Source organism: Paenibacillus sp. NPDC058367, assembly GCF_042723305.1.
Taxonomy (GTDB): Bacteria; Bacillota; Bacilli; order Paenibacillales; family Paenibacillaceae; genus Paenibacillus_AQ.
In genome coordinates, this window is record NZ_JBHXIZ010000006.1 from 141,736 (window position 1) to 167,549 (window position 25,814).

Genomic DNA, 25,814 nt, shown 5'->3' on the forward strand with positions numbered 1-25,814 from the left:
GATATAATGTTAGGCAATGTTAACAGTATGTATCCCCAAAGAACCCTGGAAGGATGAAACTGATGAATCCAATAGCTGGACAATTAAACGAAAGTATCAAAGCAGGAAATGAACATGTATATGATATGCTCTCTACGCTTGGCAAAGAAATTTACTTCCCTAAGGAGGGTATCCTGAGTCAATCTGCTGAAGCAGGAGCTCACGCCAAGAAATACAACGCAACCATCGGCATTGCTACCGAAGGCGGTGTACCTATGCACCTCGGTGTCATTCAGGATAAGCTTTCCGCTTACAGCCCTAAGGATCTGTATAGCTACGCTCCTCCAGCAGGTAAACCAGAGCTGCGTACTGTATGGCGTGAAAAGATGCTGCGCGAAAATCCATCGCTAGAAGGTAAAACCATCAGCAATCCTGTTGTAACCAACGCCCTGACTCATGGGCTTAGCATTGTCGCTGACCTCTTCGCTGAGCCAGGTGACGCTATCATCTACCCAGATAAGAATTGGGAGAACTATGAACTAACCTTCGGAATTCGCCGCCATGGGGAGACCGTTAACTATCCGCTTTTTACAGAAGAAATGACCTTTAACAGTACGGGTCTTGAAGAAGCGCTACTGGCTCAAAAAGAACGCGGAAAAGCGATCGTTCTGCTGAACTTCCCTAACAATCCTACAGGATATACTCCAGGGATTAAGGAAGGCGATGAAATCGTCGCAGCTATCCTTCGTGCGGCTGAGGAAGGTATTAACGTGGTTGTCGTAAGTGATGATGCTTACTTCGGACTGTTCTTTGAAGACTCACTAAAGGAATCATTATTCGGTAAGCTTGCTCATCTGCACCCACGTGTGCTTCCAATCAAAATTGACGGTGCAACTAAAGAAGAATTCGTCTGGGGCTTCCGTGTTGGCTTCATCACTTATGCCTCGGAAGACAAGGATTTGCTGGCTGCATTGGAGCAAAAAACATTAGGCATCATTCGCGCCACTATTTCCAGCGGTGCACACCCATCACAGACCTTCGTATTGGATGCATTGAAATCTCCACAATTCGAAGAACAGAAGGAAGAGAAGTTCCAAATCATGAAGGGCCGTGCGAATAAAGTAAAAGCGCTGCTCGATAGCGGCAAATACGGCGATGATGTATGGACGTATTATCCTTTTAACTCCGGCTATTTCATGTGTCTGAAGCTGCATACTGTTTCGGCTGAAGCTCTTCGGCTTCACCTGATTCATAATTACGGACTGGGCACTATCGCTCTGGGTGAAACAGATCTGCGGATTGCTTTCTCTTGTATCGAAGAAGAACAGCTCGAAGATCTGTTTGATCTTGTATACGCAGGCGTTCGTGATCTGGAAAAAGCTTAACAAATCTTTCATATTCCTTCCAATCAGCTCCGTTTCTACGGGGCTGATTTTTTTCTGGACTCCTCCGGCATTGGCCTATACATGCTTCTCTCTCCGCACATACAATACGATGTACTCAAGTACAACACACACCGAAAGGGGAATGAACATGAGCGAAGAAGTAAGAGGCGGATTTAACGGTTGTTGTGGCGGTGGATTCACAAGCACTGGCGCCATTCTGGTTCTCTTTATCCTGCTGGTAATCATCAGCCGTTCACTCTTTGTCTAACTAGAGATGACAGTCTCGGGAGAGAGCCTTGAGCTCTTTCCCTTTTCCAGTGGTACACCTCATTCCCCACGCAAAAAAGGCTCCCTCATCCGTAGAATCCTCTACTTTTGAGAAAGCCTTTTTTTATTTTGAAGTAACTCCCTACAAATCCTCGTCAGCCATCTTTGCCGCTTTGCGGGACAAGTATCCCTTAAACAGAAAGGATACCAGAACCCCTGCTACAAATGTACCAATCACTGGTAGTAGACGGTCGCCTATAGAGGCTAAGAAAGGTAAACCAAGAATCAGTGCCACTACCAGATGCGCGCGGAATACGAATTGCGTTGTGTTATCCGCCTTACTGCCTTCAGGAAAAGGATATACTGTCAGCCAAAAAGACTCACTATGCAATTTGCGGAGTGCCGACAATTGTACACCAATAATGAACAGGAAGAACAAATAGATGGCGGTACCGAAGTAACTGTCATGGTTCAACCAATTCAGCAGCAAAGCCAGCACCGAAATCCGCATAATGATTCCGAAGATATCTCCTCGGGCGAAGCTTTTGGTCAGCAGATAGCGGTAAGCCGTATCCTTACGCCAAGGCAGCCGAGCCCCCCATTTGGAAAGATAACGACGAGGATATACCCGTTGCTCACGGCCCGGTACATCCACGAACCAACCCAGAACCATCAGGGCGCGTCCACCTTGATTTTTTTCCATGGCGATTAGTCTTTCCCAAGGTACGGCGTGGCGTCCAGGTACGGATAGTGCAACAAGATAGGCTGCTGCTAATAGCGCCATAAATATCAGGCTTCTACCGGCAGGCTGCCACAACCAAGCGGCAATAATTAATCCTCCTACTGCCCAGCGTAAGAAAGTGAATATGCCTGCCATCGGACGCGACAGCATAGCTATCTCTTTCCATAAGCCGTAACTCGCGATTAGCTTCACAGCAATCAGAATCAATATTGTAAATAACAGCCGCTTAGGCGAGTCATCTGTACGTATGTACAACGGCCAAAGGGTAATGAGTACAAATAACAATCGAACAATCTTCCATACGTTCCCACTCACCCACGAAGGTGCGAAATATTCCTTCATTCGATGTCCTTGAGGCAATAGAAAGATCGTATCCGGAGTCTGCAAATAGGTGCGGAAGCTGCTATTTACTGCTGCAGGCAGCAGTATTGCAAGCATAATCCAGCGGATGGGAATGCCTTCAGGCACATTCTGTAACAACGATGTATACCAAGCAGAGAAGACAATCAATACAAAGAGGAAGACCATAGCTACGCCGCTTTGAATGATATATCCCACATAAGGAAGCATACTTCCCATGAATCGACCTCGCCGCGTGCGCCGCAGCTCTTTCAAATCCATATTATTTCCCTCCCTGAACCAGCTCGTAGAACAGCTGCTCCAAAGTCAGCCCCTGTAGTCCAGTGGTTGCCGCAATTTCTGCCAGCGTTCCCTGAGCAATCACCTTACCTCTATGCAGCACAATAAAGCGGTCGCAATAATTCTCAATGGTAGAAAGAATATGAGAGCTAAGCAGAATAGAGGAGCCTGATTTTTTCAGATCCATCATGAAATCAAGCAGAGAGCGAATCCCGAGCGGATCCAGTCCTAAAAAGGGCTCATCGATCACATATAACGCAGGGCGTGCCACGAAAGCGCACATGATCATAACCTTCTGCTTCATCCCTTTGGATAGATGAGTCGACAACGTGTCCATCTTATCTTCCATATGGAACAGCTTGGCTAGATGTAAGGTGCGAGTTTCGTAGTCACTTTGTTCTACCCCATACGCTCTTGCTGTAAATTCAACATGCTCACGTACTGTCATTTCATCATACAGAAGAGGCGATTCAGGCACAAAACTCAAAGCATTGTGATATCCGATGGGATCTTCAGCACGGGTCTTGCCCTTTACTGTGATATCGCCCTTATGGGGCGACATCAATCCTAGAATATGCTTCATGGTCGTACTTTTTCCTGCTCCATTTAAACCAATTAAACCAACCATTTCGCCAGGCTGCACCTGAAGTGCAATATCATGCAGCACCGGCTTATTCAGGCTGTATCCACCACTGAGGCCCGTAATTTGCAATACGGGAGAATTATTCATTGACCGTCACCTCTCGGAGTTTTGTCTTTCAACCACTTTGGTGCTCCTTTATTCTTACGGTTCTTCTCACGCTCCGCATTGCTGCTGCGTTTGCTTCGTGCAGGAGTAGCACCTCCACGCGCGCCTGCAGAAGGGTTCACACTGCGCTGAGAATCGCGCTGTGATTCTACGCTAGCCTCACTTGTCTGGATCGTAGCCAGTCTTTTAACAGGTTGCTGCTCTGTGCTGGTTGTAGACGGCTGAGTTCCTGCATTCCCAGATGTTCGCGCCTGTGGCTTACTGCTGCGCGGAGAAGAAGCATCGCGGCGTTGTCCGCTGCTCTCATTTCGTCCCCGTCCACTATTCAAAGCGTTGCGCGCTTCATCTGCTGCTAGCACCTTGCCACCGACCATTTCCCGCTCTTCAAGGGCAATATCCAGTTCACGCGCAAATTTACGCATAATAAAGGTCTGCTGCTCTGTCACAATCGTTACGGATAATCCGCGTTTTCCCATCCGACCCGTACGACCCGCACGATGTACATAATGCTCGGAATCAAAGGCAGGATCGAAGCTTACTACCAGTGACAAATTCTCAATATCCAGTCCTCTGGCAGCTACATCACTGGCAACAAGCACACGGAATTTCCCTTCGCGGAAACGTGACAGTACATTACTGCGCGTTACTTTATCAGCATCACCGTAAAGTGCGGCTGCGGTCAGTCCAAGATGGTTTAGCTTAGCCTCTACCTCTGCAATATCATCAGTCGCATTCACGAACACAATCGCCTTTTCTGGATTGTAATGACGGATGACCCGACGCAGCATGTCTATTTTGTTGCGTTCTTCCGTTACAACGTAATGATGCTCTAAACTCTCTGCTGTCATGACACCAGGAGCAATTCCAACCTCTGCCGGGTTCTTCATTTCACGATTTGCCAAGGCTTTCGTCTCCGGACCAATGGTTGCAGACAGCATAACGAGCTGGCGTGAACGCAGAGCGCTGCTAACAATTTTCGTTACCTCTCCGGCCCCGCTTAGCTGAAACATTTGGTCCGCTTCATCTAGAACAATCGTGCTGACTTCATGCATCTTTAACTTGCGAAGACCAATTAATTCGCGAATCCGGCCAGGGGTTCCCACAACAAGCTGTGGATGCTCACGCAGTTTATCAATCTGGCGTTTGATGGCTGCCCCGCCAATAAGACCCATTACTCGAATCCCACGGTGTTCGCCATAACGTTCCGCCTCACGTAAGATTTGCATCGCCAGCTCCTGTGTAGGGGCGAGCACCAGCTTTTGGACCACCTTCTGCTCCGGATTGATCGTTTGAAGCAGAGGCAACAGATAGGCCAAGGTCTTACCCGTTCCAGTCTGGGAAGCAGCAATAACATCTCTTCCCTCCAGCAGAAGTGGAATCGTCTGCTCTTGTACCGGGGATGGAGCGTTAATACCGAATTCCGACAATCGGGCAACTAGGTCTTCCTGAATGCCGATAGCCGCAAAAGAAGCTTTATTCATAAGTGTAATTCATCCTTTTCGCTTGAGATAATATCTTCATTATATGCCAAAAAGGCCTCTCCACCAAATGGAAGGCCAATAATGCTGACGGCAGGCTCTATTTTCTGTTCATCGCATTATAAGTAAGCTTGTCCGCCAGGCGAGGAAACAGACCATAAAGCCGAATACCAAACCCTGCCAGACCCGGAAGATCAATCTCTTCTTTGCCAGTTTCCATGACTTTTACGATCTTGGAAGAGACATGTTCTGGTGTCATCATCATCCGAGCTACACTCTTTTCATAATTGCCGGAAGGGTCAGCCGTTTTGAAAAAATCAGTGGCAATGGGACCAGGGTTCACAGCCGAGACGATGATTCCGCTCTTCCGCAGCTCCTGACGAAGTGCATTCGTGAATCCGAGAACAGCATGCTTGGTGGCTGTATAGGCTACCGATTTGGCTGTACCGATCTTCCCTGCCATAGAAGCCACATTTACGATCTGGCCACTTCCCCGCTCTAACATATGTGGAACAACAGCCTTCGTACAGCGAACAATCCCCATATAGTTAACATCCATCATATCATCAAACTCATGAGGCTCCATCTCTGTAAAAGCGGCGAATTTACCGTACCCAGCATTATTTAGCAAAATATCAATTCTGCCGTAAGTCGCCAAAATTTGAGCAAAGGTCTCTTGTACACCGTCGGCATCTGTTACATCGCATGTATACAGTCCAAAAACGCCCGGAATACCGGCCGCCGTTTCTTTCAACTTCGCTTCGGTACGTGCCAAAAGGATCGGAATCGCACCTTGCTTACTAAGCATTTGTGCGGTTAATGCACCAATACCGCTAGATGCTCCTGTAATCACAACAACCTTATCTTTAAGTACCATAAAAAGTATTTCAGCTCCTAACTCTTGCCTAAGAGATCATCACCTGAATATCCATCTCTCCAACCCCATCCATCAACAATGGAATACTAAGTGCTCTGCGAGGCAAAAAGGACATGCTCTCAAGCTTCATAATTTGGGGAGGACTTATATCCACTGAAACCCCCTGATTATATAGAATCGTACTAGCATTTCCACTGATCATATTGCCCAGCTCTGAAATTGCACTCTGACCCATCTCATCCATCTCCGTAATCACATAGCCGCCCATCATAATCGATACCATTCGCAAGGCTACCTGCTCTGCGATACCAAATATAATATTTCCGCTCAGCTGGCCTGTCATTCCCACTTGAATCCATATATGATTATCGATCAGTTCAATTTCTTTGATGCCTAAATTCCCAGTGGAAGGCGAGACCTGAATCACTTGTTCTATAACTGTCCGTGCAGATTCTAAAAACGGATTAATTACTTCTGCTTTCATGAAAGTCCTGTCTCCCCCTTTATCGTGCTTTAGTCATATACCAAAAGTCCCAAGTAATATGGATTTATTATACTTTATATATCGGCACAATTCAGCAAAAATTAATGTACATGTCGAATTCGTACCCAAGTTTGTTTATGTTGCAACATTGCTCTGTCGGGTATTATCTCCTATAATTTAAATCAAATGCCAACATGGAACGTAATATTTCACCCCATCACTTTCATATTTGCTTGTCCAAAGGAGGTATTCCATGAACATCAGCCAGCTGGAGACACTAATAACGATCTCCAAAACGATGAGCTTTCGCAAGGCCGGAGAACTGCTTAACTTGACCCAACCAGCGGTTTCAGCACAAATCAAGAGCCTTGAAGAAGAGTTCAAAACACAGCTGGTTGACCGGAACCAGCCTGTTACGTTAACCGATCGAGGAACTGTATTTCTGGAGCATGCGGAACAAATTGTGACGATTGTGGAGGAGCTTAAACAGAGACTTGCGGACCTTGAAGATAATCCCCAAGGACATATTATTCTCGGCACTACTACCTCTATCGCCATTCAAATTTTACCGCGTATTTTGTCCTATTTTAAAGACCAGTTCCCTCATATCAAAACATCTATTTCCTCTATGTCCTCGTCTCAAATTTATCAACATGTCGAGAATGGCATTGTCGATGTCGGCATTGGCTATTTGATCGGACGAAGTCCGAGTATGACTACTTCCATTCTTTATTATGATACATTCGAGTTGGTGGTCTCACCTAGACACCCCCTGGCTCAAGTTAAGACTGCAGGTATAGAAGCCCTAAACAAAACCCCGCTAATTCTGCTCTCACCGGATACAGTGGGCCGTAAATTTGCCGACGAGGTATTCTCCAAGCATGGCATAGAGCCACAGGTAATTATGGAACTGACCAGTAGCGAGGAAGTGAAACGGATGGTAGAACTCGATTTAGGTGCAGCCATTATTTCCAAGCAGTCAGTGACCGCTGAGGTGCGAGCCGGTTCCCTCAAAATTGTGCCTATTATTGAATTGGAAGTCACACATCCTGTTGGCGTCATAACGAAGTCTGGAAAATACGTGAACTCAGCCATGAGACAGTTTCTCAGCGATCTCAAAGGTATGCCGGAGACACAATTTATTGGATCTGAATAAAAAACACCCAATAGTGGAATCGATACTTCTGAGCTAATTGCATAACCTTGTTTAAAGGAGTTGATCTTGATGAAATTTGACCTGCATACACATCATTTTCGCTGTGGCCATGCTGATGGAACGATTAGAGATTATATCGAAGCCGGAATTTCAGCAGGTTTAGGGGTAATAGGCATTTCTGATCACACCCCATATTTCGGAAGCCCTTCCGAGCAAGCTTTTCCTCTAATTGCTATGGGTAAGTCCGAATTCTCAAACTATGTTGAGGAAGTCCTCTCCCTCAAAAAAGAATACGAAGGTGTAATCGACGTTCTGCTAGGTATTGAATCAGACTACTTCCCTGAGCATGCCGAGCTTTACCGCAAAACATTATCCGCCTACCCTTTTGATTATGTGATTGGATCGGTACATAGTGTTGGTGGCGTCAGTATCTTTAACAAGGGTCGCTGGAAAGGGCTTAGCAAAAATGAACAGATTCGTGTGAAGTCTGATTATTATCGATTGATTGCTGATTCCGCCCGCAGTGGCATGTTTCAAATTCTCGGTCACATTGATGCGATGAAGGGAAATTATCCTGCTTTTTCAGAAATCCCTGCTCCAAAGCCAATTGATGACTGTCTGCAAGTAATTAGTGAATGCGGCGTGGCGATCGAAATTAATACCTCAGGCGGAACCAAGCTGGTTGGCGGTTGGTATCCATCAGAAGATATACTGGAGCGCGCACATCATTTTGGCGTTGAGGTTACTTTCGGTTCGGATGCGCATAAGCCGTCCCGAGTCGCAGAAGACCGAGATGCGGTAGCTGCACAGCTAAAAGCAATAGGTTTTACACATTGGGTTTATTACAAGCAGCGCGAGAAAATTAAAGTTTCACTGTAAAGATTTCTTATATTTCGAACAAATGCACCAAGCGTTATTGGTTTAGGGGTGGGGTTACCCTCCGTTAAACCAATCTCCGCTTGGTGCATTGTCGTTTATTTATAGGTTGTCGCAGGTAAACCCTTGCTGCTTCAGGGTGCGCTTCGCATCCCCATATTCCGGGTTGATATCGTAAAAATGAGCAATCGTGCTCGTCCAATCTCTCTCCGTTAATCCCTGCTGCTGCATATATTCACGGTGGGTTTGATTATAAGCCTCCAGGAGACCTTCCACATCCGGATTGTATTGTTCCTCATGAAACACCGCTTCCAGCGGCAGCCGCGGCTTCTGTGCGGTCTCTTCGGCTGGATATCCAACACAAAGCCCGACGATAGGGAATACGTACTCCGGCAGCTTCAACAAATCAATAACGCCTGCTGTATTGCGCCGGACACCCCCAATAGGGATGATCCCGAGTCCCATGGATTCTGCTGCTGCAATCGCGTTAGCCACTGAGATACCAACATCTGTAGCTCCAACGAGCAGAGCATCTACATCTTTTACCGCTTCAAAAGACTTGCCTTCCACTTTACTTGCTAATTTCGCTCTATAGAAGTCCATGCAGAACACCAGAAAGACGGGGGCTGCTGCTACATGCTTCTGATTGCCGCACAAGACCGAAAGCTGCTGCTTACGTGCAGGATCCTTGATAGCTATAATGGAGACCTGCTGTCCATGAACCCATGAGGGCGCTGCTTGGGCGGATTCGATCATTATCTTTAGCTTATCCGGCTCCACTTGTAGATCAGAATACTGCCGGAAAGAACGGTGATTCATTAACGTCTGTATTACATCATTCAAGATGTTACGCCTCCTTCTCAATTCATTCGACTGTTTGTTAATCATAAACGATCGGATTATGTCCTGACAAAAAAAATGGACCCGAATCATCGGGTCCCAAAGCAGTATATTTTTAAAAGGGGGTCATGTACTTAGTTTAACCGGACACTGTTAGAGTTTCATAACGGCATTATTTCATTTGTGTAACAATGTGAATACCTTTGTTACATTTATGAAAACGGAGATGAGACAACTTGACAGAACTTCTGGAGATTGAAAAACAGCCACGTTCGGAGCTGATTTCTTTAGTGGATTGGGTTGGCGTTACACTTAAAACCATTCCCATTGATAGCGTGGTTGATGATGGTCGCGAGGTACATTCTAGACGTGATATCGTGCTTGACGATATTTATAAATTGTTGGCAATTCCTGAATCTGAATTTCGTGAAATGCCCCGGGGGCTACTCGGATATAGCAAACAAATGGCATGTGGTGATATTCGAATCCTTTATGCAGGCAAAGCAGATATGGGTTATCACGTTCAAATGTCCGGTCAAGGCTGTCGTCAATATGAATCATATTGGAGTTTAGGTTGGGAAGCCTTTTTTGAACGTTTGTATGCTGCTGATGCTGATTTCGCTAGGCTTGATCTAGCTATAGATGATATCCGTTACAATGGTGACGAACCTTATTTTTGGGTGTCAGACCTTGATCGTCGAAACCGTGGTGGCGTTTGCCGATCTAAATGGCGTAATTCAAGACCGATGTCCACCGTCAAATTATCTACAGGTGAAAGCCGTGGTCACACTATTTATTATGGCAGTAACCAATCTGATATTATGCTCCGCATTTATGAAAAGAACTTTGAACGTGAAGCTGCTGAAATGGAGTTAGAAGAAGATTTAACTGCATGGAATCGTATTGAATTGCAGCTACGAAATGATCGTGCAATGGCTACGGTAAGTCATATATTATCCGGTATTCCATCCGGTGAAATTATTTTCGGGCTTTTGAAAAACTATATTAACTATGTAGATCGTACAGATGATAGTAATAAAGCGCGTTGGCCGATATCTGAGTTTTGGAGTGAATTCTTAGGTGATGTTGAAAAATTGCGGCTTTCCTCTCGTGCACCTGATAAGACTATCCCGGCTAAGAAAAATTGGTTGGATAACTCAGTAAGTGCAACTCAAGCAGAAGTTTGGTGGGCGCTTGGATCTCCGGGTGAAGATTACTTTGTTGAAATGATGAATCGTGGTCTCGAAAAGATGTCAGAAGAACAATGGGCACGCGCTGAAGCTTTCCGAACTATGTATTTAGCAGAAAAAGAAACGGCTGCCGACCTGAAAGAAGTTCGTTACGCTGATTACATCGCTCGACAAAATGAACACTCAGAAGAACTAATAAATAGCCTTGCGAAAGAATATTTGGACAAAATAAAAGGAGATGCGTCAACATCTCCTAAAGACCTAGATGCTTTCTAGGCACAAAACCCCATATTGTGATAAATATTGCTTGGCAAATCTAGGGAAATAGATTACTATAATTGTATTAATTAAATATTCGGAAGGTACTACTTTTAGTCTTGGCGGACAAGTAGACCTTCCTAGAGGCATCCCTATTCGACTAGGGGTGTCTCGTTACTTGAATTATAACCGCATTGTGTCGTTTCTGAAACGAAACATATGTTCGCATTTTACGTCCGCCAAATTGGTGGGCGTTTTTTTATGCAATTTTTATTCAATTGAGTGCATAAATATGCTAGTCAACATTCAAAGTTTTATGCACTATATGCAACGAACATTTTTTAGAATAAATTGTGACAACTTTGTGAACGTGAGTTTTGGGAGGTTCCGGTGCCGAGGAACTTTTAAAAAGCGTGGCGTGATTGAGGCGTAGCAGGTGTAAAAGGTCACTTAACATAATGTGGCTTGATAGCTGATTACAGCATCTACCGATTAGGTTCGGTTTCCTCGCGATAAAAATCTGATAATGCGTGTACCCATTAAATTTGTGAACAACGGGGTTATCCCAGTTCAAATATAAAATTTTAGTCAAAGTGAGGTTAGAAAATTATGGCAAGTAAGTTTTGGTGGTATGGCGTTACTGTAAAAGAAGTCAATGTCGTTAATCGTCCTAATAAAACCCCGTTGATATTTATCGACTTGATTGACCCATCTAATTTTGAATCAACAGGTCAGTATATGTTCCTTCCTGAGGATCGTGCTGAACAGGCTCCACGTAAGGGAGAAGTTGTAGATGTTTATACGAAGCCCGGAACATACAACGGCAAACCAAGTTTTACTTTCGCATCAATTGTCCCTTCTAAAACAGTTGCGGCTTCTAAAGTCGGTTAGACAGCAAAGGTTTTTAGATTCCATGAGAGGAGGTGAATAATAATGTCCAGCGGTATCCCTACAGTTTCTCTTGCGTACACGCTTAGCGATGTAAGCACTGGTGTAAGTAACTGGTTTTCGTCCACATGGTTGATCCTTGCATTTGCGGTGGCAATTCCATTGTCTTTCTTCATCGCACATCAAGTCAAAGGATTGTTCAACTAATGATTAATTGAGAGAGGGCTTGATTATGTCGAATGTGGTTTTCAATGTTGATCCCGGCAACATGGTCGAAACGCCTTCCCCTATCGTTTACGACATCAAGGCTGAGGTAGTATCGGCGTTGAATGATTTCTATCATTCGCACGTGGAAGGCTCTCTCCAGATTTTTCATAGTTTGACGCTTGGTGAAATTATGATAGCCGTGTTGTTAGCAGGGATATTCTTACTGTTATCGGCTCGGTGGATATGGGAGGTCGTCCGGTATGGATGAATTGATTCATAACTATTCTTACCTTGGACTATCCTTGGTCATAATGATCCTTGGTGTTCTGGCTGCCCGGTTTTCGGAGGTGCTCAAACGATGAATGAATTAATCGCTGAATCCTTCGCCTTTGTTTTTAATCAACATTTTGTCAATGTGGGATTGGTTAGTGTCATTACTTTTATGTGTTGCATTGTGTCCGTCCTTCATATCTTAGCCCACTGGGGGCGTTAGTCATGAGTTTTAAACTTGATATGAGCAGCATACTGCAATTTGCCTATAATCTGTTCGGATCGTTCTCGCCGTTGGTGTACTTGTATGCAGGCTCGGCGGTGGCACTTTTCATACTTTTTACAGTTATTGACCGTGTGCGCGGCTCAAAAAATGGTTAACCTGACAGCCGGGAACATTGTTTCCGGCTATTTTTATAGGTGGTGTTTAATTTGTTAGGTGGAATGGGTGGTGATCGAATGCCGAATCAAAGTCCTCAATTGAATGTAGGCAGTTTTAATATTACAGATTTATTCGGAAACACAAGTCATAACTGGGATACAATCGGTCCTGCCTTATGGGTACTCTTCGGAACGATGTTTGGAGCTTGGCTTATAAGGAAAATCATTAAAGGAACAAAGGGTGATGATTAGTGCGTTGGATCAAGGCGCTAACCTACGGCGTGTTAGCACTTATGTTATTCGCTTTACCATCAGCAGCGTTTGCAGATATTACTTGGAATAATGTGTATCAGGGTTTTGATGTAACGCCTGATGAATATTCCGTTACAGTCCCTGACGGATCGACCGGAACTTTTAATCTTAAAACTAAATCAGGATCAACCAAGTTTGTGAATCCACAAGGGGCGTACTTTGACAACGTTACTATTTATACAAAGCGTTCTTTGGCATCAGATGTTTTTATAGAAGTCACTTTTAGTGACGGTAATGTAGAGAAAATTTACTTCACTAGTAATTCTATTAGTATCCCTGCTGGCTTTTTCAATCCTCACCCTAGTAAGGGGATTACTGTTAAATTCACTTCGGATGGGCGACGCGAATATGAAGTCTATCTGTTAGCTTATGGTCTTAAGGATTACACCGGACCGGGACCGAGTTCATCGCCAACAACGGCACCAACGACAGCCCCGACCGCAGCGCCAACGGTTAAACCATCAGCAACACCAGTAACAACCCCAAAGCCTACCGCCAGTGCTTCTGCAAAACCTACAAGTCCTGTTGTAAGTCCAAGCCCTGATCCCGGAGGGTCAGACGGTGGCGACACTGGCGAAGGCTGTTTGTGCAAAGAATTGTGTGAAATCATGCCCGGTATTCTTTCGGGTTTCGGTGATCAATTAGATGGGATTAAAAATGCACTCTCTCCTTTACACAATGACTTGGGCGTTGTTCAAAATCAATTGTTTGGAGTTCGGGACGATTTATTCGTAATAAACGATCAGCTAGAACAAATCAATAGTAATACCGCCCCATTGCATTCGGATCTTATTGATATCAAAGCATTGACCAGTGAATTGATTCGGCAGCTTACACCAACTCAGGATTATAACGTCCCTTCACCTATTGTTGTGCCGAATTACTATAAACCACCTGATGTGGCATCACAGCCGTTCGTTGACAACACGCAATATTTCAATGATCCGGGAGACGCTTCAACTCCGGGGGCTATGCCTGCCGCGCCTGAACCTAAAAATTGGACGTTTGAAGGTAAAGAAATCAAAGAAGACGCTGAAATGGTCCCGGCACCCAAACAGACGCAAGATCCTGTCATGACGAGTTCTCCTGATATGCAGCAAGATCCTGTTATGACGGCTTCGCCCGACATGCGGCAAGATCCTGTTATGACGGCTTCGCCCGACATGCAGCAAGATCCTGTTATGACGACTTCACCTAATATTAAGCAAGACGAAATTTTAGAAATGGAAACGAAAGAATATCCTTTACGTTGGAAATCTTCCGAGTTCCCTTGATAGGAGGTATAACGTGAAAACAAAATCTTTAATGTTCGTTTTATTTTTTACGATTTTAATGATAGGCATCAAAGATCATACAGCATTTGCGTCGGTTAGTGATTCCGATAAAATTTATTATTTGGATTTGGGCAAGAGCACGACTGGAAATACAGCATCAACTGTGGGTACGGGCTATTTTGAATGGATTTCATATTTTAGGTCTGATAAGACTAGTTATGGTGGTGTTGCTTATTCTCATCCAATTAATGGAAATAGTACCGGATACTATGAGTATCAGTATATAAAATTCAAACTTCAAAAAGGAGCAAGGTTGGATTCAATGAAAATAGGAGGAGTAAATTTTACTGAATTTAGTGAATTTATTCAACAGAAGCCTCCGATTAATGTACAAGGTCAAATAGGGGATAAAAAAGTAACGCTAACATGGGATTACGAAAAACCTGTCTCTGGTTCGAGATTTTGGATTTGGGTTGATGGAATACCAAAAACCTATGCAACTTATAATCTGAGGACGTTAACATATCCAGGACTCACGAATGACAGGACATATACCATCGGATTATCTTACTGGATGAATGACTTTGAAGGACACACGGACGTTGTGAATATGCAGCTAACACCGACAACGCCAAGACCACCGACTAAAGTGGTACTGACAGCAGACATACAAAGTATAAAGGTTGATTTTGATGCTGTACCTAATGCCGTTGGCTATTACCTTTATTACGGTACCAATAAAATCCGCATTACTGATAATAGTTATACGATTAAAGATTTACCAGAAAACGTTCCGGTAGCTGTTCAAGTTTCCACTATTTATGCCGGAGATTCAGAGAGCACAAAATCAGTTGCAGTGACTGCTATTCCTTTAAAAGTTCCGGTAAATGAGGATGTTGATAAATTCGTTATTAGTAATTTGAATAAAAGTGTAGACTCTGCTTCCTCTATTCTTCTTCATTGGTTGCCTATTGATTCCATTTATTTAAAGCAATATAAGGTTTATCAAGATAATGTTTTGATCTCAACTGTATTTCAAAATTCTCTATCTATATCTGGACTTATCGAAGGACAAACTTATGTATTCAAAGTAACTCCTGTAGATAGTTTTGATAAGGAATTTCCGGGAGCCACATTATCTTATACGGTACCTATTCCTGATACTATACCGCCCGGTATACCTAAAGACATAAGGGTTGTGCCTGATCGGTATACTGCGCATGTTACTTGGGGTGCTCCTTCCGATCCAGATTTATTGGGTTATTACATTTATCTAGATGATGATCGTGTTAATGCTTCGCCGCAGTTAAATAATAGTTTCACTTTAAATACGCTTAAAATTGATTCGGAATATACGGTTAGTGTAGTTTCCGTTGATACATCCGGTAATATGTCCAGACCTTCTAATCCTGTTCGATTCAGGACATTAACTCTTCAAACCGTTCCGGCAGCACCGGGAAATCTTATAGTTAATTCTTTTTATAAAGGAGCCAATCTATCTTGGCTACCATCATCGAGCGCAGAAGAGTACATCGTTTATATGGATGGCGAACAGTTATTTAAGACAGTACAAACCAACGCAAAGGTAAACAACCTTTCCAATGGTCAGAGTTATAGTTTCGAAGTGGCTGCAATTAATCAAATCGGTGAATCGGATAAAGTCGGTCCGATTGTTGTTACACCTTCTGAATCTAGCCCTGTTGATGTCACTTTAGGTTATAGCCTTAAAGATATTAGTGACGGTACAGCTAATTTATTCTCGGCTCAATGGCTGCTGCTCGCTTTTGCTATTTCGATTCCACTTTCGTTCTATATTTCAAATCGGGTTAAAGGTCTGATTAATGGTTAGGAGGTTGAAGCATGACTATGAATGATTTGATGCAAGGTGTCCAGACGTTGATTTCAGCCTTTTCTGATCCTATCTTTTTATCCTTTGTGCTGTTACTTACATTCACCTTGATGATCGGTATTAAAAGGATTTTTATAGAATGACGTTCGTTAATTCTTTACTTAGTTTCCTGTCGCGTAGCATGTCTTTTCTAGGAGACTTTTTCAGTAAGTTATTATCGTTCTTGGCTTATCCATTGGGTTGGCTAATCTCGTTCTTGGACGGTATTTGGTACTTCTTAACGGTACTTTTCAAAATAGTGGTTGCTGTAATAATGATCTTTGTCGCTTTGTTTCAATTTCTCGGAGCAATGGCATTAGGGTTTTTAAGGACTATTCAATCCTTTCTATGGATTGATTTTAGCAGTACACCGCTTAACTACCCTAGTACTAGTTATACCGGGCTTAAATTGGTTTCTGAATTCCTCGGACCTACGGGGATCATGACAGTAGTACCTATGATTATGCTTGCTGTAGTGTGGCTGTTGTTTGTTTTAAGAGTCTTCGCTTTGCTTGGGGATGGTGATGTAGATGCGTAATTTGATAGACACTATATTCGGTCCTGTGCTTGGTTGGTTGACTAGTATATCATCTCGCCTTTCATCTTTGAGTGTGCCAATGGCAAGACCTTTGAACCTTTCCAATTACTTCGGTTACTTTGAATGGCTTGGGCCCTACTGGAGAACTTTCATCACAACATGCTGCACACTGGCTTTCATTTACTTGATTATCTATCTCATTCGAACACAATCAGGATTGTTTCTGAAATTCAAAGAATTTATACAGTGGTGGTGATTTTAGGAAATGACCGTATTCAAAACATTTTTCGAACTCTCGTCTAGTGTTGGTATTGCATTGTTTCTGTTTTTGGTAGTCCCTACTCTCTTGCTTTGGCGCAAAGTGAAGTAAATGTTAACGAGGTTGCAGCAGCTGCGGCGCGATCCAGGAGAGATCCAATCCGTAGTTGTTAACAAAAAGTTGACCAGGCGTGAACCGGCAGCTGCAAATCCGTTAACGGGAATCCATTCCTGAAGAGCTGCTGAAGCAGTAATTTGTTAACAAAGGTGAGTGTTGAAATGGCTGTTAAAAAAGATAAGTTGATCATTTTCCATAAGGGTACACAAGAATGTGAAATTGTTGCGGTCGAGGATTTGTCTGAAGAGTGCATTCAAAGTAAACGTGGTATGTATCCCCTGAGCGATGTTACAAAGCATTTAGATATCCGTAACGGCAATTTGGTTTACATGGTACAAGCTGATATTCCGGCAGCTGTAGAAGCCGTTAAACTTCGTGAATTACGGCGGAGTGTAGCCCTTAAACGTATGTTTGAGTTCAATGTAAAAGATGGTGTCGATTTCAAATTCTATATTCCGTGGATCATTATTGTGTTGCTTATTTTGTTCAAATAATAGGAGGTTGTTTCAGTGGAAGAAATTAAACCGGATTTAGAATTGGTTGAAGCACAGGACTTTTTGCAGAACTTGAAGGATATGGAACATACGCCTGTACAAGAAATCATGATTAAAGAATTGCTTGAAGTCAGCGATGATAACGAAATGATTCAAGCATTAGATTTTGTAAGACAAAACGGTGTGCCTTTGACCACAATGCAAGTTGCTGGAACCTTTCAATTGATCGACGCAGGAATAACAGATGTGTTTACTTTTATCAACTCAGCCCGGAAGCTTATGACTCCAACAAACAAGTTCTACAAGTTGATAGATAAGCTTACCCTTGCCGATCGGATCAAGGGGAACGCCAAACTGTCTAATCTGCTTAAAGCTAACGCCAACCCTGCGAACTCTGTAGGTGTACCAATGTCTATTGAGAAAGGAAGTAAGGGCTAATGTACCTATTAGGATTAGATGCTGCAATGGGTACAGGTAAAACGCTTGGCATGTCGTTATTGGCTCAACATTTCCGGCAACAGTCAGGTTGTACGCTTTGGAGCAATTATGGTCTATCTAATGCAAGGTTATTTACTAACTTTGAACAATTCCTTGAAGTCGCGCAGCAGCCTAGTAGCATCATTTGTTTGGACGAGGTTCATACCGACTTAGATAGTCGTTCTGGTAATACAAACACCTCTAAATATTTAACTCACATGCTTTATTATTTACGCAAAATAAGAGCCACCATTTTTTATGCGACTCCTGATATCTCATCTGTAGATGTTCGGGTACGGAGTGTGACTAACGTTTATTGTCGGGTTTCTAAGAATAAACGGAAATTCAAATATGAGATGTGGGATCTGCAATCTGTCCGTTATTTAAGAACCTTAATGATTGATAAAGAGAAAGTTTTTGCGATTGCCGATCAGATTTATGACACTCATAAAATGGTTGTGCCGATGGAATTCCCAGAGAAAAAAGAGGAATACATCCAATTAATTAACATGCTAAAAAATATATCGGATCAATATTATGTGCGACAGGTTCAGGACGCGCCGAGACTGCAAGTCTCGGAAGCCTGAGCCGGATAGGAGGTAAAACGTCCGTGGATATAATGACTAAATTAAAATTGAAAAAGAACATCAAGGGGATGAAAGATACCTCAGTACAATGTATTGAGTTATTGAATCACATTGAAAAAGAGGTTCCTTTAACCGAGGATATGAAACGAGCTTTCTATAACGTGGTTAAACATAACCGCAACATCCTTACTTTCTTCGGTGTTTTAGAACAACAGTTAGAAAAGAAATAGCCTACCGGATCGGCAGGCTACAGGCTAGATTGATTAATCAAATCTTCGATTTCTTTCTTAATTTGTTTATGTTCATCTAGTGTTAATGATTTTTGGCGAATACGGTAGAACTGACTAAGGTAGGCGATTACTTCGCTTTCGTTTTTCAGTTCTAGTTCTTTTTTTAGATCTTCAACTATCTTTTTTACGTTGCTATATACTTGCATACTTTTTCTCATAGTAACCCTCCTTTTCAGTATATATCTTACCGTAAAAAGTATACAAAAACAAGAAATAAGTATAGACGTTTCTATACATATCGTGGTACAATGTATACATAAGGAAGTAAAATCTATACAAAATACATTTTAAAAGACTTTTTTGTTAACAAACATTCACTCCGCAGTTGTTACTTCACTAAGTATTTGTTAACAGAAATCTCTTTCCGGATCTCCTGCAGGAAGTTGCTGCAGAAAAATATGTTAACAGGAGTGAAGAAAATGGAATCTAATAAACATCTTTTGACTGATGAAGAATTGACACTTATTGAAGTTTTGAGAATGTTCAAGATTCAACCCACAGAAGTTTTACTTCAGGCAAAGTATAGAGCGTTTGAAAATAATTCATCTGATAAAGAACGTTATACAGCAGCAGCAAATGAAATGTACAAATACATATAATTCGGGGGTCTTAATATGTCGTCTGTTTCAGGTAGTACGCAAATCAGAATTGATTCAGAAGTTAAGTTAACTCTGGAAAGATATCGCGACTCTATTCGAGGTCTTAAAACACATAGCGATGCAATCGAAAGTTTGTTGACCTATCACACAGGCTCAGAACGGGATAAAGAACTTGAAGCAAGAAATTCTGATTCTGAAAAGAAACGTCGTGGACTGGAAGATATAACTTTAGGTCGTGACCGTAAAGAAGTTCTGATTCTGTTTAAGGAAAAATACGGAATGCCTGATCTTAATTCTATGTTTGACGTGATGCTTCATCATTTTGAAACTGCTGAAAAGTTATCTATGGACACCGTTCATTTGTTGTTATCACTTAGAAAATGATTTCTGTTAACAATTTTCGTGAGCTGCGTGCCGATCTACTTTTGGCCACAGCTCTACTTGTTAACGGAATTAGGTGCCGGCTTTTGACCAGGCTTCGATATTTGTTAACAAAATATGTTGACGTTGCAGTCTGACCCCTGCTATTCCCTTTTTCCATCTGACGATCCAGTCAGGACGAGGAAGGTCAAACCTTTAAGGAGAGTGTTTTTTATGAAGACATGTCGTTTTTGTAAAGGTACTGGGAATGTCCCTTTTAGTTCTGCCTATTTTAATCGTGTGATTTTTGTTCTTTGTAAGAAGTGTTTTGGAAAGGGGGTTAAGTGATGATTTGTTCTCGTTGTAAAGTTGAAACGGTTCATATTGACTTTCCTTTGAAGAAATATGAGGTTTTAGGTCAAAATGGACAAGCCTTGGTGCTTGCTGTAGACCGTTGCCCTTGTTGCGGTGCTGATTTCCCTTCTAAACGCTCTGTGCCTGTCTCTGACGCTTTATCAAGGGCTAAGGATACAAATCAACCTGAACAGTTGATGCTCTTTACTTCTACGGTTGGAGGTTTGCAGTAATGCGTGGTTTTCGATCTGGAGCGCCGATAGGTGCTCTGGAACCCCCGTATTCTAACAGGGGGGTTCCCAATACATACTCTGTTCCTAAACCCCGTCAAATCAAGGTTTTAACAAAATAGGCTTTTAAATCATTCTACTAATCTATCTTTGCACTTTTAGTAGTTTCAGGAGTGAAATACATATGGCAACGTTAGCGGCATACAAACCTGATAGCAAAAAGGCACCTTTTGACCGATCTGCCAAGCGCGTTATGCAGCCTATCCGTGATCTTGAGGTTCTGGAAGAGTTCAAGCGTCAACTTAAAGCATGGGATTGGCGTAACTGGATGATGTTCGTATTCGGTATTAATACAGGCTTGAGAGTTAGTGACATCCTTCCCCTCAAGGTTCGGGATGTTGAAAAAGACTATGTTAACCTTCGCGAAAAGAAAACAAGAAAGACCAGACGGATCTTGATTAACGATGAACTTCGCGCTGATCTTAACTCATATTTGGAGTATTTCGACTGGCTTACACCTGATAGTTATTTGTTCGAATCTCAAAAAGGCGGACGACCAATCAGCACCGTACAGGCTTACCGCATACTGCGTCTTGTAGCTGACGTAATGGGCTTAGAATCCATCGGAACCCATACCATGCGTAAAACGTTTGGCTATCATTTTTATAAGCGTACAAAGGATATAGCGACCTTACAGACGATTCTTAATCATAGTTCGGCTCGTGTGACGATGCGCTATATAGGCATAGTTCAAGATACTATTGACGGTTACATGAAAGATTTTAAATTATAAGGAGTGATTAAAATGCAATTTGATTTTAGTGAATTAGCTGCAATTAGTTCTTCCTTAACATTGAGAATTATTGAATTGGAAGGTGAAATTTCAAAATGTAAATTGCGTTCTGAGGACTCTTTCAATCGTATGAAAAAAGAACAATATCTAAAAATGCTATCCAAACAATTGTCGGCGGCTCAGAGTGCATTTTCAAAACTGGAACTTCTAATTAAGGCAGGTTCACATGAAATTAAATTACCTGAAAGGAGGTGATCCAATGGATTTTCCAGAGTACATTACTTACGTATTTATGGCTTTGGCTTTTCTGTTTACTCTTGGAGTGGTCTATTCAATTACAAGTCATTAGAAAGTTGGTGAATCATGACTCTTCCTGATTCTACAGTTAAAGCTTTTGAAATTTTTAAACCTGTGTTTAGTTTGATGGTTCCTTTAATGGTTTTACCGATGATTTTATTTGTTGGTAAGTGGATTATGGAAATGTTCAAGCATGCTGTTGGTGATGATTATTGTTCGACTTCTTATGATTCAGAACCGGAACCAAAAGAAGACATATATTTCGATGATCGTAAAAATGGCTATTGGGTAAAAATGTCGGACGGATCGCGGTCCTTTGTAGGCATGAATGATCTATATCCGAATGATGTAGATAATCAATTCCAGACCGCAAAAGCGCAACCCGGTAAATATATTTGGGATTCCGTAAATATGAAATTCAAAGAGCGTTAACAAAATATCACCTGCAGCTTTTAGCCTGGTCAACATTTTGTTAACAAGTGTAGCCTCAATTAGATCTGGATCGGCACGCAGCTGCTTAAAGTTTGTTAACACGAAAGGAATGTTTATATGAAAAAGTTTATTAGAGTAATGATTGGAATAATCGTTTTGTTATGTATCGTAGTTCCGGGTTTAGCTTTTTACGCTTTTTTTATGGATAAGATCACCTTTGATCAATTAGCGCTTATTGTTGTTTCAATTACTGCTGCTTCTGCTTCAACTACCGTTGTAGCAAAGAAAATTATTTAGGAGTGAGTTTATTGAGTGAATATGAGTTTGAAAAATTTCTAGAATCCGTTGTTGGAAATGCTGATATTGAACCTCTATTACTCTGTTGTTTTGAAACTTTACTAACGGAAAATAGGATTCCAGCAGAAGAACGCATCAGTCAATTATCCCTTATGATTAAAGTCCTCAAAAGGAACAATCCTCGCATTAAACAGGCTAAATTACGGCTCGTGTATTAATTTGAATACTTTCATTACATCGTCCAAGGAGCCTACTCTGGGCATCACTCGCTCCAGCATCATGCCGTTCTTAAGCATCACACGTTCGGATCTAATATTATCTCCTCGGCAGCGCCCTTCGATCCGCGTGATTCCAAGCGTATGAACACTGTAATTTAAAAATAAGCCAACCGCCTCTGTCGCCAATCCGCCTCCCCAGTACACCGGGTCTAGCATATATCCTAAAGTGGCCTTGCCCTCACGGCGGTTCCAATGCTGTAAAGCAACAATACCGATCAACTTCTGCTGCTCCTTCAAATAGATACCCGCATGTAACGCGCAAGGATCGAATGCGAATAACATCCGGTTCACCAGCTTCTCCACCTGAGCAAGGTCTGATCCAGCTCCGGTGCGTATTTGAATATGAGCCTGCACTTCTGGGTGGGAGAGCAGTTGCTGCAAATGACAAGCATCCTCGGGCGGAATCATCCTAAGGTCAACCGCCATACCTTGTTGCGTCTGGAACGATACTGCCTCATAAGTGCTCATACTCTCTCCTCCATGCAGCTAAAATATCAGCCTATTCATCCGATGAATGGTGCAATGTCAGCACCGTTAATTCAGGCCTACATAGAAAACGAAAAGGCATGACTGTTTCGCCAAAACCTCTATTCACATACACTGGCATGCGCTTGGTATCTGTATAATACAATCCATTTATGTACTTTTGAGACCCATAAGGGGTGAATGGCGCACCTACAAACGGCAGGCGAATCTGTCCTCCATGGCTGTGCCCGGATAGCTGTAGGTGAAAGGAATGAGCCTCTGCTATATCAGCATAATCCGGTTCATGCATCATCAGAACGGTAAAGGTTCCTGCAGGCACACCCTTGAGTGCCTTCACAGGGTCAGGCTCGCCATGCAGCAGATCATCCAGTCCGGTCACAGCCATAACTGCCCCGCCTCTTTTTAGAAGATAAGATTCATTCCTTAGCACCCGGAACCCAGCAGATGTAAACAACTCGATAATCCGCTTCGTATTCTTGAAATCATGGTTGCCTAGCACCGCATATTTTCCTAGTGGAGCATTCAGCTCTGCCAATACAGGTATGGCATCTACAAGATCCTCAGGGTTGCTGTCCACGATGTCGCCTGTAAAGCATATAAGATCCGGTTCCTCCTTAGCGATACGCTCTGCAAGTCGAGCCAGATCACGGGCATCCTTATTAAACCCAAGGTGAGTATCACTGAAATGGACAACCTTCATGCCTGAAAAAGCAGAGGGAATATCTTTAAAGGACAACTTCAGCTTAGTAACCTGAATCCAGTTGGGCTCCCCTTGCCAAGCGTAACCACTTGTGAGCAAGCCTGCGCCGATTACAGTAGCCGCACCTCGAACCAGGAATTGCCGGCGGGTCATTGTTGTCTTGCCCTTAGATTGACGTCCAGAGGCGCTAGAGTGGATGTCTTTACCTGAATGATTATTTTTCTTATTGGGAGAAGCCCCAGACGATTGTATCTTCATACGGAGTTTCTCCTTCCCTTCAGCTTTCGTTTAGAGCCGTCAGTACAATTCGACATTCTTCCTCTGGCGTATCACGGTATGCGGGTGCGATGCCTCTCTTAGCAATTTCTGATTGTTGGACTCGTTTCAGCATAAAGGCTACTTCCACCGTCTTCTGAAAGGGAAAAGGATCCAGCACTAACGTTGACTTATCTTTCCACTCCACGGTTATCGTACGACCTGAAGTAAAACTGAAATCTTCACTGCCAGAGAATCCTTCACGCCACCATGGATGCTCCTCAGATTTCGGGCTACCCGGTTCATTTAAAGCCAAATATAGAGATAAGTCATCGCAGAATTCCAAAAGACGGGCATCATAATACAGCTCATCTTCACCAATCGGTTTGGATACTTCCAGTTCTCGGTGAATACGGGATCTACGTTCCTCTTCATGCTCTTGATATAAAGTCAGTTCTGGATAATCCAGTCCCGAAATCTTAATGAGTCGTTCAAAATGCAAGCTGCACAAAAGCGCTCCGTAAGGTGTCCGCGCTTCGATCTCATCAAGTCCTCGCTTATAAAAGGTCAGCTTCGGCACTACAGGAAAATCAATAAAGCTGTAAGGCGCGTGTTCCGCATCGTTCCAAAAGGGCGTCTCATCCAGATCAATCCAGCCCCGGTCATGTTCAGCTACCGCCCAAAGCACCTCATCCCGGCGTCCTTCTTCTGGCACATGCTCTTCCTTAAACCAAATGGCAAGCTCTCCAGCTAACTTCCCGTGATCATGCTGTTTAACCATTACAATTGCTCCATCATGCTCCCGACAAATCACGATTATTCCTCCCTGTTGTTCCACACCTAACGTACGTTAACAATGGATATTATAGCATATGCTATTCATTCTTCTGAGCTAGACGAATTTCCTATTCCCTACCAATTATAAACAAAAAAGCTATCCTCAGCGAATATAAATCCACCATTGAGGATAGCTCAATATTAAAGATCCGGCGGTACTACTTATTACACACCTAACCAGCGTTTGAACATATGTTTTGTCGTCTGCTTATTAATTTCTGCAATGGAGGTGGTAAGAGGAATACCTTTTGGACAGGCGCGCACACAGTTCTGTGAGTTACCACAACCGTCAATACCGCCATCTTCCATCAATGCGTCCAATCTTTCATCCGCATTCATTTCACCCGTAGGATGAGCATTGAACAGGCGTACTTGAGAGATGGCTGCGGGTCCGATGAAATCCGTCTTCTCGTTGACATTCGGACAAGCTTCCAAGCATACGCCGCAAGTCATACACTTAGATAATTCATAAGCCCACTGCCGTTTCTTCTCCGGCATACGTGGTCCCGGCCCAAGGTCATACGTACCATCGATTGGAATCCAGGCCTTTACTCGTTTAAGTGCGTTGAACATCCGGGTACGGTCAATCACTAAGTCACGCACCACCGGAAATGTCTTCATTGGCTCAATGCGTACAGGTTGTTCCAGATTGTCTATAAGCGCTGCGCAGGCTTGGCGAGGTTTGCCGTTGATCACCATCGAGCAAGCTCCGCATACTTCTTCTAGACAGTTGGAATCCCAGCATACCGGAACGGTGCTGTCACCTTTGGCATTCACAGGGTTACGCTGAATTTCCATCAAAGCACTGATTACATTCATACCCGGACGATAAGGGAGCTCAAATTCCTCAACATAAGATGAGCTTTGTGGATCGTCCTGGCGGGTGATGATAAACTTTACGTTTTTGGGAGCTGTAGCAGTTTCCGCCATAATGGTTCCCTCCTCAAATTGCCTAATTTTATTTCATTAAGCTTGCCTCGCAAGCTGTTTCACTG

Annotated in this window: 37 protein-coding genes; 26 read left to right on the plus strand and 11 right to left on the minus strand. The window is 43.0% G+C overall.

The genetic code is table 11. The features are described 5' to 3' along the window. Window positions 1-62: 62 nt before the first annotated feature. Entirely contained in the window at window positions 63-1,364 is a 1,302-nt protein-coding gene (locus ACFWMP_RS25970; protein ID WP_379425107.1) for an aminotransferase class I/II-fold pyridoxal phosphate-dependent enzyme, read from the plus strand. A gap of 148 nt (window positions 1,365-1,512) precedes the next feature. Next, on the plus strand, window positions 1,513-1,632 hold the full coding sequence (locus tag ACFWMP_RS25975; protein WP_212567871.1) for a YjcZ family sporulation protein: 120 nt from the start codon (window positions 1,513-1,515) through the stop codon (window positions 1,630-1,632). A gap of 141 nt (window positions 1,633-1,773) precedes the next feature. On the opposite strand, the gene ACFWMP_RS25980 is transcribed toward ACFWMP_RS25975, so the two are convergent. The 5 genes from ACFWMP_RS25980 to ACFWMP_RS26000 form a co-directional block, all read right to left on the minus strand. After that, a complete protein-coding gene (locus tag ACFWMP_RS25980) occupies window positions 1,774-2,994 on the minus strand; it encodes an ABC transporter permease (protein WP_339243410.1) in 1,221 nt (406 codons plus the stop codon). A 1-nt stretch (window position 2,995) separates the two neighbouring features. Next, complete coding sequence (locus tag ACFWMP_RS25985) at window positions 2,996-3,742, minus strand: ABC transporter ATP-binding protein (RefSeq protein ID WP_076285232.1); 747 nt, start codon at window positions 3,740-3,742, stop codon at window positions 2,996-2,998. Next, entirely contained in the window at window positions 3,739-5,241 is a 1,503-nt protein-coding gene (locus ACFWMP_RS25990) for a DEAD/DEAH box helicase (protein WP_042191534.1), read from the minus strand. Before ACFWMP_RS25990 ends, ACFWMP_RS25985 begins: the two co-directional genes overlap by 4 nt. A gap of 97 nt (window positions 5,242-5,338) precedes the next feature. Continuing rightward, window positions 5,339-6,115, minus strand: a complete 777-nt coding sequence (locus ACFWMP_RS25995) for an SDR family NAD(P)-dependent oxidoreductase (RefSeq protein WP_379425111.1) — start codon at window positions 6,113-6,115, stop codon at window positions 5,339-5,341. A 28-nt stretch (window positions 6,116-6,143) separates the two neighbouring features. Next, entirely contained in the window at window positions 6,144-6,599 is a 456-nt protein-coding gene (locus tag ACFWMP_RS26000; protein ID WP_042130872.1) for a chemotaxis protein CheX, read from the minus strand. Window positions 6,600-6,852: 253 nt separating this feature from the next. Here ACFWMP_RS26000 and ACFWMP_RS26005 point away from each other — a divergent pair, with 253 nt between their 5' ends. Both ACFWMP_RS26005 and ACFWMP_RS26010 read left to right on the plus strand, forming a co-directional pair. Continuing rightward, a complete protein-coding gene (locus tag ACFWMP_RS26005) occupies window positions 6,853-7,755 on the plus strand; it encodes a LysR family transcriptional regulator (RefSeq protein WP_042191539.1) in 903 nt (300 codons plus the stop codon). Between the two features lie 69 nt (window positions 7,756-7,824). Continuing rightward, window positions 7,825-8,634 (plus strand): histidinol-phosphatase, encoded by an 810-nt coding sequence (locus ACFWMP_RS26010; protein WP_042191541.1) that lies wholly within the window; start codon window positions 7,825-7,827, stop codon window positions 8,632-8,634. Window positions 8,635-8,733: 99 nt separating this feature from the next. Here ACFWMP_RS26010 and ACFWMP_RS26015 read toward each other — a convergent pair whose 3' ends face one another. Then, the gene (locus ACFWMP_RS26015) at window positions 8,734-9,474 is read right to left on the minus strand and encodes an NADPH-dependent oxidoreductase (RefSeq protein WP_042191544.1); all 741 of its coding nucleotides are present in this window, start codon (window positions 9,472-9,474) and stop codon (window positions 8,734-8,736) included. A 233-nt stretch (window positions 9,475-9,707) separates the two neighbouring features. Here ACFWMP_RS26015 and ACFWMP_RS26020 point away from each other — a divergent pair, with 233 nt between their 5' ends. The 15 genes from ACFWMP_RS26020 (at window position 9,708) to ACFWMP_RS26090 (ending at window position 18,841) form a co-directional block, all read left to right on the plus strand. Continuing rightward, window positions 9,708-10,937: a replication initiation factor domain-containing protein gene (locus ACFWMP_RS26020; RefSeq protein ID WP_379425115.1), complete on the plus strand. Its 1,230-nt coding sequence runs from the start codon at window positions 9,708-9,710 to the stop codon at window positions 10,935-10,937. A 591-nt stretch (window positions 10,938-11,528) separates the two neighbouring features. Beyond that, window positions 11,529-11,810, plus strand: a complete 282-nt coding sequence (locus tag ACFWMP_RS26025) for a hypothetical protein (protein ID WP_379425117.1) — start codon at window positions 11,529-11,531, stop codon at window positions 11,808-11,810. A 42-nt stretch (window positions 11,811-11,852) separates the two neighbouring features. Then, window positions 11,853-12,014, plus strand: coding sequence for a hypothetical protein (locus tag ACFWMP_RS26030; RefSeq protein ID WP_379425119.1), 162 nt, complete (start codon window positions 11,853-11,855; stop codon window positions 12,012-12,014). 25 nt (window positions 12,015-12,039) lie between these two features. Further along, window positions 12,040-12,282 (plus strand): hypothetical protein, encoded by a 243-nt coding sequence (locus ACFWMP_RS26035; protein WP_379425121.1) that lies wholly within the window; start codon window positions 12,040-12,042, stop codon window positions 12,280-12,282. A gap of 227 nt (window positions 12,283-12,509) precedes the next feature. Beyond that, window positions 12,510-12,665: a hypothetical protein gene (locus ACFWMP_RS26040; protein ID WP_379425123.1), complete on the plus strand. Its 156-nt coding sequence runs from the start codon at window positions 12,510-12,512 to the stop codon at window positions 12,663-12,665. Window positions 12,666-12,716: 51 nt separating this feature from the next. Continuing rightward, the gene (locus tag ACFWMP_RS26045) at window positions 12,717-12,917 is read left to right on the plus strand and encodes a hypothetical protein (protein WP_379425125.1); all 201 of its coding nucleotides are present in this window, start codon (window positions 12,717-12,719) and stop codon (window positions 12,915-12,917) included. Beyond that, window positions 12,917-14,251, plus strand: coding sequence for a hypothetical protein (locus tag ACFWMP_RS26050; RefSeq protein WP_379425127.1), 1,335 nt, complete (start codon window positions 12,917-12,919; stop codon window positions 14,249-14,251). The genes ACFWMP_RS26045 and ACFWMP_RS26050 overlap by 1 nt, the downstream gene beginning before the upstream one ends. A gap of 13 nt (window positions 14,252-14,264) precedes the next feature. Continuing rightward, window positions 14,265-16,100, plus strand: a complete 1,836-nt coding sequence (locus tag ACFWMP_RS26055) for a fibronectin type III domain-containing protein (protein ID WP_379425129.1) — start codon at window positions 14,265-14,267, stop codon at window positions 16,098-16,100. 11 nt (window positions 16,101-16,111) lie between these two features. Next, window positions 16,112-16,243 carry a hypothetical protein gene (locus ACFWMP_RS26060; RefSeq protein ID WP_379425131.1) on the plus strand — a complete coding sequence of 44 codons (132 nt, stop codon included), beginning with the start codon at window positions 16,112-16,114 and terminating at the stop codon, window positions 16,241-16,243. Next, complete coding sequence (locus ACFWMP_RS26065) at window positions 16,240-16,677, plus strand: hypothetical protein (RefSeq protein ID WP_379425132.1); 438 nt, start codon at window positions 16,240-16,242, stop codon at window positions 16,675-16,677. The genes ACFWMP_RS26060 and ACFWMP_RS26065 overlap by 4 nt, the downstream gene beginning before the upstream one ends. 370 nt (window positions 16,678-17,047) lie before the next feature. After that, a complete protein-coding gene (locus ACFWMP_RS26070) occupies window positions 17,048-17,170 on the plus strand; it encodes a hypothetical protein (protein ID WP_379425134.1) in 123 nt (40 codons plus the stop codon). 44 nt (window positions 17,171-17,214) lie between these two features. Beyond that, entirely contained in the window at window positions 17,215-17,547 is a 333-nt protein-coding gene (locus ACFWMP_RS26075; RefSeq protein ID WP_379425136.1) for a PH domain-containing protein, read from the plus strand. Window positions 17,548-17,562: 15 nt separating this feature from the next. Then, window positions 17,563-17,985, plus strand: coding sequence for a hypothetical protein (locus ACFWMP_RS26080; protein ID WP_379425138.1), 423 nt, complete (start codon window positions 17,563-17,565; stop codon window positions 17,983-17,985). Next, window positions 17,985-18,611: an AAA family ATPase gene (locus ACFWMP_RS26085; protein WP_379425140.1), complete on the plus strand. Its 627-nt coding sequence runs from the start codon at window positions 17,985-17,987 to the stop codon at window positions 18,609-18,611. Before ACFWMP_RS26080 ends, ACFWMP_RS26085 begins: the two co-directional genes overlap by 1 nt. 23 nt (window positions 18,612-18,634) lie before the next feature. Further along, window positions 18,635-18,841 (plus strand): hypothetical protein, encoded by a 207-nt coding sequence (locus ACFWMP_RS26090; RefSeq protein WP_379425142.1) that lies wholly within the window; start codon window positions 18,635-18,637, stop codon window positions 18,839-18,841. 17 nt (window positions 18,842-18,858) lie between these two features. Here the strand turns inward: ACFWMP_RS26090 and ACFWMP_RS26095 are convergent, their stop codons facing one another. Then, complete coding sequence (locus ACFWMP_RS26095; RefSeq protein ID WP_379425144.1) at window positions 18,859-19,059, minus strand: hypothetical protein; 201 nt, start codon at window positions 19,057-19,059, stop codon at window positions 18,859-18,861. 261 nt (window positions 19,060-19,320) lie between these two features. Between ACFWMP_RS26095 and ACFWMP_RS26100 the strand changes: the two genes are divergently transcribed. The 7 genes from ACFWMP_RS26100 (at window position 19,321) to ACFWMP_RS26130 (ending at window position 22,263) form a co-directional block, all read left to right on the plus strand. Beyond that, a complete protein-coding gene (locus ACFWMP_RS26100; protein WP_379425146.1) occupies window positions 19,321-19,500 on the plus strand; it encodes a hypothetical protein in 180 nt (59 codons plus the stop codon). 15 nt (window positions 19,501-19,515) lie between these two features. Then, the gene (locus ACFWMP_RS26105; RefSeq protein ID WP_379425148.1) at window positions 19,516-19,884 is read left to right on the plus strand and encodes a hypothetical protein; all 369 of its coding nucleotides are present in this window, start codon (window positions 19,516-19,518) and stop codon (window positions 19,882-19,884) included. A 323-nt stretch (window positions 19,885-20,207) separates the two neighbouring features. Then, window positions 20,208-20,447 (plus strand): hypothetical protein, encoded by a 240-nt coding sequence (locus tag ACFWMP_RS26110; RefSeq protein WP_379425150.1) that lies wholly within the window; start codon window positions 20,208-20,210, stop codon window positions 20,445-20,447. Between the two features lie 250 nt (window positions 20,448-20,697). Continuing rightward, on the plus strand, window positions 20,698-21,237 hold the full coding sequence (locus ACFWMP_RS26115; RefSeq protein ID WP_379425305.1) for a site-specific integrase: 540 nt from the start codon (window positions 20,698-20,700) through the stop codon (window positions 21,235-21,237). Window positions 21,238-21,249: 12 nt separating this feature from the next. Beyond that, window positions 21,250-21,492 carry a hypothetical protein gene (locus tag ACFWMP_RS26120; RefSeq protein WP_379425152.1) on the plus strand — a complete coding sequence of 81 codons (243 nt, stop codon included), beginning with the start codon at window positions 21,250-21,252 and terminating at the stop codon, window positions 21,490-21,492. Between the two features lie 108 nt (window positions 21,493-21,600). Then, on the plus strand, window positions 21,601-21,966 hold the full coding sequence (locus ACFWMP_RS26125; protein ID WP_379425154.1) for a hypothetical protein: 366 nt from the start codon (window positions 21,601-21,603) through the stop codon (window positions 21,964-21,966). 117 nt (window positions 21,967-22,083) lie between these two features. Beyond that, the gene (locus ACFWMP_RS26130) at window positions 22,084-22,263 is read left to right on the plus strand and encodes a hypothetical protein (RefSeq protein ID WP_379425156.1); all 180 of its coding nucleotides are present in this window, start codon (window positions 22,084-22,086) and stop codon (window positions 22,261-22,263) included. A 200-nt stretch (window positions 22,264-22,463) separates the two neighbouring features. On the opposite strand, the gene ACFWMP_RS26135 is transcribed toward ACFWMP_RS26130, so the two are convergent. From ACFWMP_RS26135 to sdhB, 4 genes are all read right to left on the minus strand, one after another. Beyond that, window positions 22,464-23,009 carry a GNAT family N-acetyltransferase gene (locus tag ACFWMP_RS26135; RefSeq protein WP_379425158.1) on the minus strand — a complete coding sequence of 182 codons (546 nt, stop codon included), beginning with the start codon at window positions 23,007-23,009 and terminating at the stop codon, window positions 22,464-22,466. A 31-nt stretch (window positions 23,010-23,040) separates the two neighbouring features. Then, complete coding sequence (locus ACFWMP_RS26140) at window positions 23,041-23,985, minus strand: metallophosphoesterase (RefSeq protein ID WP_379425160.1); 945 nt, start codon at window positions 23,983-23,985, stop codon at window positions 23,041-23,043. Window positions 23,986-24,004: 19 nt separating this feature from the next. After that, window positions 24,005-24,796 (minus strand): DUF3891 family protein, encoded by a 792-nt coding sequence (locus ACFWMP_RS26145; protein ID WP_076300337.1) that lies wholly within the window; start codon window positions 24,794-24,796, stop codon window positions 24,005-24,007. A gap of 188 nt (window positions 24,797-24,984) precedes the next feature. Next, window positions 24,985-25,749, minus strand: coding sequence for a succinate dehydrogenase iron-sulfur subunit (gene sdhB / locus ACFWMP_RS26150; RefSeq protein WP_042130877.1), 765 nt, complete (start codon window positions 25,747-25,749; stop codon window positions 24,985-24,987). Between the last annotated feature and the right edge of the window lie 65 nt (window positions 25,750-25,814).